Below are 12,731 nucleotides of genomic sequence, written 5' to 3' on the forward strand. Positions count from 1 at the left end.
TTAGCAGTCCGAATATTAAAACCTGTATACCACTAATAACTGTCCTGATTACATCGGTCAATACTGACACACTGTTACATAACTTATTCTCAGGTGAAAGAGTGACCCCATAACTTTTGAGCATTATTGCATTTAACTGGTAATGGTTGTAACAAGAATGTTTAATATTTGTCAAATCAGGTGATTAAAAATTAAAAAAATGTTGTTATCGTGACCTTGATCACTGTTCCGGAGAAAACCCAACAAACTATATGTAGGTTAATTGTAATGATTTTGTGAACGGCCTATACTGCGGCCAGGTCTCCGGAACACCCTGCAATCCCGAGCCACCCAGCGTTGTTTAGTGATGTTTTAATGCCTGAAAAGACGTTTTAACATGACTTCTGGTTATAGAAAGGACGCTGTCTGACCCGCAAGCAGACCGGAGGAAGGAAACAATAAGAACAGCATGTGGGCGTTATTCATGGTAAGAAATGTGAAAAAACAAAGACCTGTCAATCTGGATCTACAAACGATACGGTTCCCAATCACGGCGATAGCGTCCATTCTCCATCGCGTTTCCGGTGTCATCACCTTCGTGGCGGTCGGAATTCTGCTTTGGCTGCTGGGCACCAGCCTCTCCTCCCCTGAAGGTTTTCTGACGGCGGCCTCGATCATGGATAGCTTCTTTGTGAAGTTCATCATGTGGGGCATTCTCACCGCGCTGGCCTATCACGTCGTTGTCGGTATCCGCCATCTGATGATGGACTTTGGTTACCTGGACGAAACCCTCGAAGCAGGGAAACGTTCCGCCAAGATTTCTTTTGTTATTACTGTCGTGCTTTCACTTCTCGCAGGAGTCCTCGTATGGTAAGCAACGCCTCAGCACTGGGACGCAACGGCGTACATGACTTTATTCTGGTCCGTGCTACCGCCATCGTTCTGACCCTCTACATCATCTACATGGTTGGCTTCTTCGCTACCACCGGTGAGATCTCATGGGAAGTGTGGACCGGATTCTTTGCCTCCGGCTTCACTAAAGTCTTCACACTGCTGGCTCTCGTTTCCATTCTTATCCATGCCTGGATCGGGATGTGGCAGGTGTTAACGGACTACGTTAAACCACTGGCTCTGCGCCTGGTTCTGCAGCTGGCTATCGTTGTGGCGCTGGTGGCTTACGTTCTTTATGGATTTGTTGTGGTGTGGGGTGTGTAATGAAATTGCCAGTCAGAGAGTTTGATGCTGTTGTCATCGGTGCCGGCGGCGCAGGTATGCGCGCGGCGCTGCAAATTTCCCAGAGCGGACAGACCTGTGCGCTGCTCTCTAAAGTCTTCCCGACCCGTTCCCATACCGTGTCAGCGCAGGGGGGTATCACCGTCGCGCTCGGTAACTCCCATGAAGATAACTGGGAATGGCATATGTACGACACCGTAAAAGGGTCGGACTATATCGGTGACCAGGACGCCATCGAATATATGTGTAAGACCGGCCCGGAAGCGATTCTCGAGCTGGAGCACATGGGCTTGCCGTTCTCCCGTCTTGACGACGGCCGTATTTATCAGCGCCCGTTCGGCGGCCAGTCGAAGAACTTCGGCGGCGAGCAGGCGGCGCGCACCGCGGCGGCGGCTGACCGTACTGGCCACGCCCTGCTGCACACCCTGTACCAGCAGAACCTTAAAAACCACACCACTATTTTCTCCGAATGGTATGCCCTCGATCTGGTGAAAAACCAGGACGGCGCGGTGGTGGGTTGTACCGCCCTGTGCATCGAGACCGGCGAAGTGGTCTACTTTAAAGCCCGCGCCACCGTGCTGGCGACCGGCGGCGCAGGCCGTATCTATCAGTCCACCACCAACGCCCACATCAACACCGGTGACGGCGTCGGGATGGCCATTCGTGCCGGCGTGCCGGTGCAGGATATGGAAATGTGGCAGTTCCACCCGACCGGCATCGCCGGGGCAGGGGTTCTGGTCACCGAAGGTTGCCGCGGCGAAGGTGGTTATCTGCTCAATAAACACGGCGAACGCTTTATGGAGCGTTATGCCCCGAACGCCAAAGACCTGGCGGGTCGTGACGTGGTGGCGCGTTCCATCATGATCGAAATCCGCGAAGGTCGCGGCTGCGATGGCCCGTGGGGCCCGCACGCGAAATTGAAGCTGGATCACCTGGGTAAAGAGGTTCTGGAATCTCGTCTGCCGGGTATCCTCGAGCTGTCCCGTACCTTTGCTCACGTCGATCCGGTGAAAGAGCCGATCCCGGTTATCCCAACCTGCCACTACATGATGGGCGGTATTCCGACCAAAGTGACCGGCCAGGCGCTGACCGTCAATGAGAAGGGCGAAGACGTGGTGATCCCGGGCCTGTTCGCGGTAGGCGAAATCGCCTGCGTATCGGTCCACGGCGCTAACCGTCTTGGCGGCAACTCGCTGCTCGACCTGGTGGTCTTCGGCCGCGCGGCGGGCCTGCATCTGCAGGAATCCATCGCCGAGCAGGGCACGCTGCGCGACGCCAGCGAATCCGATATCGAAGGCTCGCTGGACCGCCTCAACCGCTGGAACAACACCCGTTCCGGTGAAGATCCGGTGGCGATCCGCAAAGCGCTGCAGGAATGTATGCAGCATAACTTCTCGGTGTTCCGCGAAGGCGATGCGATGCACAAAGGTCTGGAACAGCTGAAAGTGATCCGCGAGCGCCTGAAAAACGCCCGTCTCGACGATACCTCCAGCGAGTTCAACACCCAGCGCGTTGAGTGCCTGGAGCTGGATAACCTGATGGAAACCGCGTACGCGACCGCCGTATCCGCTAACTTCCGTACCGAGAGCCGTGGCGCCCACAGCCGCTTCGACTTCCCGGATCGTGATGATGAAAACTGGCTGTGCCATTCCCTGTATCTGCCAGAGTCGGAATCCATGACGCGTCGTAGCGTCAACATGGAACCGAAACTGCGTCCGGCATTCCCGCCGAAGATTCGTACTTACTAATGCGGAGACAGGAAAATGAAACTCGAGTTTTCAATTTATCGCTATAACCCGGATGTTGATGACGCTCCGCACATGCAGGATTACACCCTCGAAGCGGAAGAAGGTCGTGACATGATGCTGCTGGATGCGCTGATCCAGCTGAAAGAAAAAGATCCGTCGCTGTCGTTCCGCCGCTCCTGCCGTGAAGGGGTTTGTGGTTCCGATGGCCTGAATATGAACGGGAAAAACGGTCTGGCGTGCATCACGCCGATCTCCGCGCTGAATCAGCCGGGCAAGAAGATTGTTATCCGTCCGCTGCCAGGATTACCTGTTATCCGTGATTTGGTGGTGGACATGGGGCAATTCTATGCACAATATGAGAAGATTAAGCCTTACTTGTTGAATAATGGGCAAAATCCTCCGGCTCGCGAGCATCTGCAGATGCCTGAGCAGCGTGAGAAACTCGATGGTCTGTACGAGTGTATTCTCTGCGCATGTTGTTCGACTTCGTGCCCGTCGTTCTGGTGGAACCCGGATAAGTTCATTGGCCCGGCTGGCCTGTTGGCCGCGTATCGCTTCCTGATCGACAGTCGCGATACCGAAACCAGCGAGCGTCTGGACGGCCTGAGCGATGCTTTCAGCGTATTCCGCTGTCACAGCATTATGAACTGCGTCAGTGTGTGTCCGAAGGGGCTGAACCCGACGCGCGCCATCGGCCATATTAAGTCGATGCTGCTGCAGCGCAGCGCGTAAGAAACCCGGTGTATCCCGGATGGCGCTACCGCTTATCCGGGCTACCAAAAGCAGTAACCCCGGTAGCGTTTGTGCTACCGGGAAATGAATACCCTAAATAATTCGAGTTACAGGACAACGTACATGTAACTTGAAGTATGAAGGGATAGCAGGAAATCTTTAAAAACCGCCACAAGATGTACCAGTAATCAAGGCGTTCAGTGCGAGGTAAGGCGGCAACTGAACGCATCCCCGGGAGCATAGCGAACTATGTGACCGGGGTAAGTGAAGGCAGCTAACGCAACCGCAGCCTGAACGCCGAAGATTAATGGCAGTTTTTAAAGGTTCCTTAGCGGATAGAAACCACAACTCGTCCGCAACAAGTGAACCCCGGCACGTGCACTCGGTGTGCGTGGTAGTTTCTACGGCGAAATAAGCATATGAATGCTTAAGGGATCACGATGCAGAACGGCGCAATGAAAGCCTGGCTGGACTCTTCTTACCTCTCTGGTTCGAACCAGAGCTGGATAGAACAGCTCTATGAAGACTTCTTAACCGATCCTGACTCTGTTGACGCCAACTGGCGTTCAATGTTCCAGCAGTTACCTGGCACCGGAGTTAAACCGGATCAATTTCATTCCAAAACGCGTGATTATTTCCGTCGACTGGCGAAGGATGCCTCACGTTACACTTCTTCGATTTCCGACCCAGACACCAATGTGAAGCAGGTTAAAGTCCTGCAGCTCATCAACGCATACCGTTTCCGTGGCCACCAGCATGCGAATCTCGATCCGCTGGGGCTGTGGAAGCAAGAGAGAGTGGCGGATCTCGATCCGGCCTACCACGATCTGACCGAGGCCGATTTCCAGGAAAGCTATAACGTAGGTTCATTTGCCATCGGTAAAGACACGATGAAGCTGGGCGAGCTGATTGCCGCCCTCAAGCAAACCTACTGCGGCTCCATCGGCGCGGAATACATGCATATCACCTCTACCGAAGAAAAACGCTGGATCCAGCAGCGCATTGAATCGGTAGCTGGCAAAGCGAGCTTTACCGCGGAAGAGAAAAAACGCTTCCTCAGCGAACTGACCGCCGCGGAAGGCCTGGAGCGCTACCTCGGCGCCAAATTCCCGGGGGCGAAGCGCTTCTCGCTGGAGGGTGGCGATGCCCTGATCCCGATGCTCAAAGAGATGATCCGCCATGCGGGCAAGAGCGGCACCCGCGAAGTGGTGCTGGGCATGGCGCACCGCGGTCGTCTCAACGTGCTGGTCAACGTGCTGGGTAAAAAACCGCAGGATCTGTTCGACGAGTTCGCCGGCAAACATAAAGAACATCTCGGTACCGGCGATGTGAAGTACCACATGGGCTTCTCATCCGATATGGAAACCGAAGGCGGTCTGGTGCACCTGGCGCTGGCGTTTAACCCGTCGCACCTCGAGATCGTCAGCCCGGTGGTTATCGGTTCCGTACGCGCCCGTCTGGATCGTCTGGACGAGCCGAGCAGCAACAAGGTTCTGCCGATCACTATCCACGGCGACGCCGCCGTCACCGGTCAGGGCGTGGTTCAGGAAACCCTGAACATGTCGAAAGCCCGCGGTTACGAAGTGGGCGGTACCGTGCGCATCGTTATCAACAACCAGGTGGGCTTCACGACCTCTAACCCGCTGGATGCGCGTTCGACCCCGTACTGCACCGACATCGGTAAAATGGTGCAGGCGCCGATTTTCCACGTCAATGCCGACGATCCGGAAGCGGTCGCGTTCGTCACTCGTCTGGCGCTGGATTTCCGCAATACCTTCAAACGCGATGTCTTCATCGATCTGGTGTGCTACCGCCGTCACGGCCATAACGAAGCCGATGAGCCGAGCGCAACTCAGCCGCTGATGTATCAGAAGATCAAAAAGCACCCGACCCCGCGCAAAATCTATGCTGACAAGCTGGAGCAGGAGAAGGTGGCGACTCTGGAAGACGCGACCGAGCAGGTTAACCTCTACCGCGATGCGCTGGATGCCGGCGAATGCGTGGTGCAGGAATGGCGTCCTATGAACATGCACTCCTTTACCTGGTCGCCGTACCTCAATCATGAGTGGGACGAGAGCTATCCGGATAAAGTGGAGCCGAAGCGTCTGCAGGAGCTGGCGAAACGCATCAGCACGGTGCCGGAAGGTATCGAAATGCAGTCCCGCGTAGCGAAAATTTACGCCGACCGCCAGGCGATGGCGGCAGGTGAGAAGCTGTTCGACTGGGGCGGCGCCGAAAACCTGGCCTACGCCACGCTGGTTGACGAAGGTATTCCGGTGCGTCTGTCCGGGGAAGACTCCGGTCGCGGCACCTTCTTCCATCGTCATGCGGTGATCCATAACCAGACCAATGGTTCAACTTACACCCCGCTGCAGCATGTCCATAACGGTCAGGGCCAGTTCCGCGTTTGGGACTCGGTGCTGTCTGAAGAAGCCGTACTGGCGTTTGAATATGGTTACGCCACCGCTGAGCCGCGCACCCTGACCATCTGGGAAGCGCAGTTTGGCGACTTCGCCAACGGCGCTCAGGTGGTGATCGACCAGTTCATCTCCTCCGGTGAGCAGAAGTGGGGCCGGATGTGCGGCCTGGTGATGCTCCTGCCGCACGGCTATGAAGGCCAGGGTCCGGAGCACTCCTCCGCGCGTCTGGAGCGTTATCTGCAGCTGTGCGCTGAGCAGAACATGCAGGTCTGCGTACCGTCCACACCGGCGCAGGTGTACCACATGCTGCGTCGTCAGGCGCTGCGCGGTATGCGTCGTCCGCTGGTGGTGATGTCGCCGAAGTCGCTGCTGCGTCATCCGCTGGCAGTCTCCAGCATGGATGAGCTGGCGAACGGCACTTTCCTGCCGGCCATCGGTGAAATCGATCAACTTGATCCGCAGGCTGTGAAGCGCGTTGTGCTGTGCTCTGGTAAGGTTTACTACGACCTGCTGGAACAGCGCCGCAAAAACGAGCAAAAAGATGTCGCTATCGTTCGTATCGAGCAGCTCTATCCGTTCCCGCATCAGGCGGTGCAGGAAGCGCTGAAAGCGTATGCGCACGTGCATGATTTTGTCTGGTGCCAGGAAGAGCCGCTCAACCAGGGCGCATGGTACTGCAGCCAGCATCACTTCCGTGAAGTGATTCCGTTTGGGGCCTCTCTGCGTTATGCAGGCCGCCCGGCCTCCGCCTCTCCGGCGGTAGGGTATATGTCCGTTCACCAGAAACAGCAACAAGATCTGGTCAATGACGCGCTGAACGTCGATTAATTAAAGGATACACAATGAGTAGCGTAGATATTCTGGTTCCCGACCTGCCTGAGTCCGTAGCTGACGCAACCGTCGCCACCTGGCACAAAAAACCGGGCGACGCGGTCGTCCGTGACGAAGTCCTGGTCGAAATCGAAACTGACAAAGTGGTACTGGAAGTACCGGCATCAGCGGACGGCATTCTGGATGCAGTGCTGGAAGACGAGGGCGCTACCGTCCTGTCTCGCCAGATCCTTGGCCGCCTGCGCGAAGGTAACAGCGCAGGTAAAGAAAGCAGCGAAAAAGCCGATGCGAAGGCGTCCACGCCGGCGCAGCGTCAGCAGGCTTCTCTGGAAGAGCAGAACAACGACGCGCTGAGCCCGGCGATCCGTCGTCTGCTGGCTGAACACAACCTCGACGCAGCGGCCATCAAAGGCACTGGCGTCGGCGGCCGTTTGACCCGCGAAGACGTTGAGAAACATCTGGCGAAAGCCCCGGCGCCGGCAGAAGCCAAAGCGCCAGCCTCCGCCGCGGCAGCCGCGCCGGCGCCGCAGCTGGGCAATCGTTCTGAAAAACGCGTCCCGATGACCCGCCTGCGTAAACGCGTGGCCGAGCGTCTGCTGGAAGCGAAAAACTCTACCGCCATGCTGACCACGTTCAACGAAGTCAACATGAAGCCAATCATGGATCTGCGTAAGCAGTACGGTGAGGCGTTCGAAAAACGTCACGGCATCCGTCTGGGCTTTATGTCCTTCTACGTGAAAGCGGTAGTGGAAGCGCTGAAACGCTATCCGGAAGTGAACGCTTCCATCGATGGCGACGACGTGGTGTACCACAACTACTTCGACGTCAGCATGGCCGTATCCACCCCGCGCGGCCTGGTCACCCCGGTTCTGCGTGACGTCGACCTGCTGGGCATGGCGGATATCGAAAAGAATATTAAAGAGCTGGCAGTGAAAGGCCGCGACGGCAAGCTGACCGTAGATGACCTGACCGGCGGTAACTTCACCATTACCAACGGCGGCGTGTTCGGCTCCCTGATGTCCACGCCGATCATCAACCCACCGCAGAGCGCCATCCTGGGTATGCATGCCATTAAAGACCGTCCGATGGCGGTGAATGGCAAGGTAGAGATCCTGCCGATGATGTACCTGGCGCTCTCCTACGACCACCGTCTGATCGACGGACGTGAGTCGGTAGGCTTCCTGGTGGCGATTAAAGAGCTGCTGGAAGATCCGACCCGTCTGCTGCTGGACGTGTAGTCAGCAAGCGTATTACCTACCGTAGGCCGGATAACACGCGTTAGCGCCGTTATCAGGCCTACAGGTTTAAAGATAATTACACCCTGAAGGATGGACTGAACACATGAACTTACATGAATATCAGGCAAAACAACTTTTTGCCCGCTATGGCTTACCGGCGCCGGTGGGTTATGCCTGTACTACTCCGCGTGAAGCAGAAGAAGCCGCTTCAAAAATCGGCGCGGGTCCGTGGGTAGTGAAATGTCAGGTTCACGCTGGTGGCCGCGGCAAAGCGGGCGGTGTGAAAGTGGTGAAGAGCAAAGAAGAGATCCGCGCATTTGCCGAGCACTGGCTGGGCAAACGTCTGGTGACCTATCAAACAGATGCGAACGGCCAGCCGGTTAACCAGATCCTGGTTGAAGCGGCGACCGATATTGACAAAGAGCTGTACCTGGGCGCGGTCGTTGACCGTAGTTCCCGTCGCGTGGTGTTCATGGCCTCTACTGAAGGCGGCGTGGAAATCGAAAAAGTGGCGGAAGAGACTCCGCACCTGATCCACAAGATCGCCATCGATCCGCTGGCGGGCCCGATGCCTTACCAGGGCCGTGAACTGGCGTTCAAACTGGGCCTGGAAGGTAAGCAGGTTCAGCAGTTCACTAAGATTTTCATGGGTCTGGCGACCATTTTCCTGGAGCGCGACCTGGCGCTGATCGAAATTAACCCGCTGGTGATCACCAAGCAGGGCGACCTGATCTGCCTGGACGGCAAACTGGGTGCTGACGGCAACGCACTGTTCCGCCAGCCGGATCTGCGCGAAATGCGCGACCAGTCTCAGGAAGATCCGCGTGAAGCGCAGGCTGCGCAGTGGGAACTGAACTACGTCGCGCTGGACGGCAACATTGGTTGCATGGTTAACGGCGCGGGCCTGGCGATGGGTACCATGGACATCGTTAAACTGCACGGCGGCGAACCGGCTAACTTCCTCGACGTGGGCGGCGGCGCCACCAAAGAGCGCGTCACCGAAGCGTTCAAAATCATCCTCTCTGATGACAACGTGAAAGCGGTGCTGGTTAACATCTTCGGCGGTATCGTACGCTGCGACCTGATCGCTGACGGTATCATCGGTGCGGTAGCGGAAGTTGGGGTTAACGTTCCGGTGGTGGTTCGTCTGGAAGGTAACAACGCCGAACTGGGCGCGAAAAAACTGGCTGACAGCGGCCTGAATATTATTGCAGCGAAAAGTCTGACGGACGCAGCACAGCAGGTTGTTGCCGCAGTGGAGGGGAAATAATGTCAGTTTTAATTAATAAAGATACCAAGGTTATCTGCCAGGGCTTCACCGGTAGCCAGGGGACCTTCCACTCTGAACAAGCGATCGCTTACGGTACGCAAATGGTTGGCGGCGTGACGCCAGGCAAAGGCGGCACCACGCACCTGGGCCTGCCGGTGTTCAACACCGTGCGCGAAGCCGTTGAAGCGACCGGCGCTACCGCGACCGTGATCTACGTTCCGGCGCCGTTCTGCAAAGATTCCATTCTGGAAGCGATTGACGCGGGCATTAAGCTTATCATCACCATCACCGAAGGTATCCCGACCCTGGATATGCTGACTGTGAAAGTGAAACTGGACGAAGCGGGCGTGCGCATGATCGGCCCGAACTGCCCAGGCGTTATCACCCCGGGCGAATGCAAAATCGGCATCATGCCGGGTCACATTCACAAACCGGGTAAAGTGGGCATCGTTTCCCGTTCCGGTACCCTGACCTATGAAGCGGTTAAGCAGACCACCGACTACGGCTTCGGCCAGTCTACCTGCGTCGGTATCGGCGGCGACCCGATCCCGGGCTCTAACTTCATCGATATCCTGAAGCTGTTCCAGGAAGACCCGCAGACCGAAGCTATCGTCATGATCGGTGAGATCGGCGGCAGCGCGGAAGAAGAAGCGGCTGCCTACATCAAAGAGCACGTGACCAAGCCGGTTGTCGGCTACATCGCGGGCGTGACCGCGCCGAAAGGCAAGCGTATGGGCCATGCGGGCGCCATCATCGCTGGCGGTAAAGGTACTGCTGATGAGAAATTCGCAGCCCTGGAAGCAGCCGGTGTGAAAACCGTTCGCAGCCTGGCCGATATCGGCGAAGCGCTGAAAGCGATCATCAAGTAAACCCTCTCTGCTTGTCCGCAAGCAGAAATCTGTCCGATTTCGACATGGTTGGCCACCGTCAGGTGGCCTTTTTTTTGGCCGTTATCCGCTTCTCCCGAAAGCCGCTGAGCCAGCAAACCCCGCGTTTGGCGAAAACCTTATCTATCATATTGATTTTAAGAATTATTTCATAAATATTCTCGACGTGCGGTTGTCGGAAAGGAAAATATGCCCTGGCCGTATCGGAGGGAAGCAAAACAGACACTAAAAAAAGAGTGGGGGAGGGGATAAGAAAACAGGAAAAAATACTGTGAGCGGTCTAGCATTAATCGGATCGGCTCTTTTTTTCTTTTTTTTTCTGCGGCGTTAAATAATATTACCTATGATTCTCATCTCTCCCTTTTTAGTAACCAATCGAAGTATACTTTAAACACAGTATTAACATTAAGTTTACCAATATTCTTTATTGGGCTACATAATTAACACGTAGAGTAAAAATTGATTTATATCAATACTTAATGCTTGGAAAAATCCTTCAAAAAACGTTAAATTGTCTCAAGTCAAATTGGCCTAAACTGGCCATCTTCGCTATATATTGATCACCGTCGAAAAATGTAAAACTGGAACAATAAAAACATATTTATTGTAAGGTTATTGCGGCGTAATATATTGGGGAATCAATTGGGTTTTTCGTTAACGTATTTGTAACCTTGTCCTGGCATGGTTTCACTTTCGGTTGAAACCCGCTCCGGGCGGGCGACAAATAAAAATTTGTATTGGGGCATGCGTATGAGCCAGAGCTTCTCGGTTCATTTTCGGAGTCTTCATGCGATGAGCAAGGAGTCATGATGTTAGATATAGTCGAACTGTCGCGCTTACAGTTTGCCTTGACCGCGATGTACCACTTCCTGTTTGTGCCACTGACGCTCGGTATGGCGTTCCTGCTGGCCATCATGGAAACGGTCTACGTCCTTTCCGGCAAACAGATTTATAAAGATATGACCAAATTCTGGGGCAAGTTGTTTGGTATCAACTTCGCGCTGGGTGTGGCGACCGGTCTGACCATGGAGTTCCAGTTCGGGACTAACTGGTCGTATTACTCACACTACGTGGGGGATATCTTCGGTGCGCCGCTGGCCATTGAAGGTCTGATGGCCTTCTTCCTCGAATCCACCTTTGTAGGTCTGTTCTTCTTCGGTTGGGATCGTCTGGGTAAAGTTCAGCACATGGCCGTCACCTGGCTGGTCGCACTGGGCTCCAACCTCTCCGCGCTGTGGATCCTCGTCGCAAACGGCTGGATGCAGAACCCTATCGCATCGGACTTCAACTTTGAAACCATGCGTATGGAGATGGTTAGCTTCTCCGAACTGGTGCTCAACCCGGTTGCTCAGGTGAAATTCGTTCACACCGTGGCGTCTGGCTATGTCACCGGTGCGATGTTCATCCTGGCTATCAGCTCCTGGTACATGCTGAAAGGCCGTGACTTTGCCTTTGCTAAGCGCTCCTTCGCCATCGCAGCCAGCTTCGGTATGGCAGCGATCCTCTCCGTTATTGTGCTGGGTGACGAATCTGGTTACGAAATGGGCGACGTGCAGAAAACCAAACTGGCGGCTATCGAAGCAGAGTGGGAAACCCAGCCTGCGCCGGCGGCCTTTACCCTGTTTGGTATTCCCGATCAGAATGCGCAAACCAACCACTTCGCCATCCAGATCCCTTACGCGCTGGGCATCATTGCCACCCGCTCGGTGGATAAGCCGGTTATCGGTCTGAAGGATCTGATGGTTCAGCACGAAGAGCGTATCCGTAACGGCATGAAGGCCTATGCGCTGCTGGAGCAACTGCGCGCCGGTTCCACCGACCAGTCCGTTCGCGACCAGTTCAATAACGTGAAGAAAGATCTTGGCTATGGTCTGCTGCTGAAACGCTATACCCCGAACGTCGCTGACGCCACGGAAGAGCAGATCGCCAAAGCGACCAAAGACTCTATTCCAAGCGTCGCACCGCTGTACTTCGCCTTCCGTATCATGGTGGCGTGCGGCATCCTGATGCTGTTGATTATCGGCGCCTCCTTCTGGAGCGTGATCCGTAACCGTATCGGCGAGAAAAAATGGCTGCTGCGCGCCGCGTTCTATGGCTTGCCGCTGCCATGGATTGCCGTGGAGTCGGGCTGGTTTGTTGCCGAATACGGCCGTCAGCCGTGGGCGATTGGTGAAGTCCTGCCGACGGCGGTGGCCAACTCGTCGCTGACCGCGGGCGATCTGATCTTCTCTATGTTGCTGATCTGCGGCCTGTACACGCTGTTCCTGGTGGCTGAACTGTTCCTGATGTTCAAGTTTGCCCGCAAAGGACCTAGCAGCCTGAAAACCGGCCGCTATCACTTTGAACAGTCCTCTGCGGCTATTCAGTCGGCACGCTAAGACAGGAGTCGTCAA

At 55.4% G+C, this 12,731-nt stretch carries 9 protein-coding genes; all 9 read left to right on the forward strand.

Annotated features, from left to right (window positions below; genetic code table 11):
- The first annotated feature begins 448 nt into the window (after window positions 1-448).
- The 9 genes from sdhC (at window position 449) to cydA (ending at window position 12,716) form a co-directional block, all read left to right on the forward strand.
- Window positions 449-853, forward strand: a complete 405-nt coding sequence (gene sdhC / locus GQR96_RS07325) for a succinate dehydrogenase cytochrome b556 subunit (RefSeq protein ID WP_004142216.1) — start codon at window positions 449-451, stop codon at window positions 851-853.
- Window positions 847-1,194 (forward strand): succinate dehydrogenase membrane anchor subunit, encoded by a 348-nt coding sequence (sdhD, locus tag GQR96_RS07330; protein WP_002894949.1) that lies wholly within the window; start codon window positions 847-849, stop codon window positions 1,192-1,194. Before sdhC ends, sdhD begins: the two co-directional genes overlap by 7 nt.
- Window positions 1,194-2,960 (forward strand): succinate dehydrogenase flavoprotein subunit, encoded by a 1,767-nt coding sequence (gene sdhA, locus GQR96_RS07335; protein ID WP_004179067.1) that lies wholly within the window; start codon window positions 1,194-1,196, stop codon window positions 2,958-2,960. The genes sdhD and sdhA overlap by 1 nt, the downstream gene beginning before the upstream one ends.
- 15 nt (window positions 2,961-2,975) lie before the next feature.
- Window positions 2,976-3,692 carry a succinate dehydrogenase iron-sulfur subunit SdhB gene (gene sdhB / locus GQR96_RS07340; protein WP_002894954.1) on the forward strand — a complete coding sequence of 239 codons (717 nt, stop codon included), beginning with the start codon at window positions 2,976-2,978 and terminating at the stop codon, window positions 3,690-3,692.
- Window positions 3,693-4,132: 440 nt separating this feature from the next.
- Window positions 4,133-6,940: a 2-oxoglutarate dehydrogenase E1 component gene (sucA, locus tag GQR96_RS07345; protein WP_004147623.1), complete on the forward strand. Its 2,808-nt coding sequence runs from the start codon at window positions 4,133-4,135 to the stop codon at window positions 6,938-6,940.
- Window positions 6,941-6,954: 14 nt separating this feature from the next.
- Complete coding sequence (odhB, locus tag GQR96_RS07350) at window positions 6,955-8,181, forward strand: 2-oxoglutarate dehydrogenase complex dihydrolipoyllysine-residue succinyltransferase (protein WP_023319992.1); 1,227 nt, start codon at window positions 6,955-6,957, stop codon at window positions 8,179-8,181.
- Between the two features lie 103 nt (window positions 8,182-8,284).
- Window positions 8,285-9,451, forward strand: a complete 1,167-nt coding sequence (gene sucC / locus GQR96_RS07355; protein WP_002895039.1) for an ADP-forming succinate--CoA ligase subunit beta — start codon at window positions 8,285-8,287, stop codon at window positions 9,449-9,451.
- Window positions 9,451-10,320 carry a succinate--CoA ligase subunit alpha gene (gene sucD, locus GQR96_RS07360; RefSeq protein ID WP_004885990.1) on the forward strand — a complete coding sequence of 290 codons (870 nt, stop codon included), beginning with the start codon at window positions 9,451-9,453 and terminating at the stop codon, window positions 10,318-10,320. Before sucC ends, sucD begins: the two co-directional genes overlap by 1 nt.
- A gap of 827 nt (window positions 10,321-11,147) precedes the next feature.
- Window positions 11,148-12,716: a cytochrome ubiquinol oxidase subunit I gene (cydA, locus tag GQR96_RS07365; RefSeq protein ID WP_032455734.1), complete on the forward strand. Its 1,569-nt coding sequence runs from the start codon at window positions 11,148-11,150 to the stop codon at window positions 12,714-12,716.
- Window positions 12,717-12,731: the final 15 nt, after the last annotated feature.

It is taken from the genome of Klebsiella sp. PCX (assembly GCF_021869705.1).
GTDB classification, from domain to species: Bacteria; Pseudomonadota; Gammaproteobacteria; order Enterobacterales; family Enterobacteriaceae; genus Klebsiella; species Klebsiella quasipneumoniae.

Excerpts from the sequence above, each read along its gene's own strand:
- sdhC (WP_004142216.1), top strand. The coding sequence starts at position 449 with ATGTGGGCGTTATTCATGGTAAGAAATGTGAAAAAACAAAGACCTGTC.
- sdhD (WP_002894949.1), top strand. The coding sequence starts at position 847 with ATGGTAAGCAACGCCTCAGCACTGGGACGCAACGGCGTACATGACTTT.
- sdhA (WP_004179067.1), top strand. The coding sequence starts at position 1,194 with ATGAAATTGCCAGTCAGAGAGTTTGATGCTGTTGTCATCGGTGCCGGC.
- sdhB (WP_002894954.1), top strand. The coding sequence starts at position 2,976 with ATGAAACTCGAGTTTTCAATTTATCGCTATAACCCGGATGTTGATGAC.
- sucA (WP_004147623.1), top strand. The coding sequence starts at position 4,133 with ATGCAGAACGGCGCAATGAAAGCCTGGCTGGACTCTTCTTACCTCTCT.
- odhB (WP_023319992.1), top strand. The coding sequence starts at position 6,955 with ATGAGTAGCGTAGATATTCTGGTTCCCGACCTGCCTGAGTCCGTAGCT.
- sucC (WP_002895039.1), top strand. The coding sequence starts at position 8,285 with ATGAACTTACATGAATATCAGGCAAAACAACTTTTTGCCCGCTATGGC.
- sucD (WP_004885990.1), top strand. The coding sequence starts at position 9,451 with ATGTCAGTTTTAATTAATAAAGATACCAAGGTTATCTGCCAGGGCTTC.
- cydA (WP_032455734.1), top strand. The coding sequence starts at position 11,148 with ATGTTAGATATAGTCGAACTGTCGCGCTTACAGTTTGCCTTGACCGCG.